Source organism: Curtobacterium sp. MMLR14_002, from assembly GCF_001864975.1.
Classification (GTDB): domain Bacteria; phylum Actinomycetota; class Actinomycetes; order Actinomycetales; family Microbacteriaceae; genus Curtobacterium; species Curtobacterium flaccumfaciens.
In genome coordinates, this window is sequence record NZ_MJGT01000078.1 from 1 (window position 1) to 346 (window position 346).

Consider the following 346-nt stretch of genomic DNA (forward strand, 5'->3'; position numbering starts at 1 on the left):
TCGCCGCGGCCGAGTTCAGTACCGTCCTCGTCGCGGATGATCACGGTGGAGCCGGCCTCGGCGGTCCCGGTGATGGGGCCCTTGCCGTTGTCGAGGTCCTTGGGGCTGGTCACGAACGGTGCGTCGGGTGCTTCGGTGTCGACGTCGACCGTGGTCTTCGTTTCCTCGGAGGTGTTGCCGGCGTCGTCCTGGGCGACGAGTTCCAGCTTGTGCTCGCCATCGTCGAGGGGCTCGTCCAGCTCGATGGAGAAGTTCCCGTCATCGTTGGCATCGCCGCGGCCGAGCTCGTTGCCGTCTTCGTCACGGATGATCACGGTGGCGCCCGGCTCGGCGGTTCCGGTGATGG

1 protein-coding gene is annotated in these 346 nt (G+C 67.3%); it reads right to left on the bottom strand.

Annotated features, from left to right (window positions below):
• The coding region (locus BIU91_RS14840) for an Ig-like domain-containing protein (protein WP_253183777.1) at nt 1-346 on the bottom strand (346 nt) is incomplete at both ends.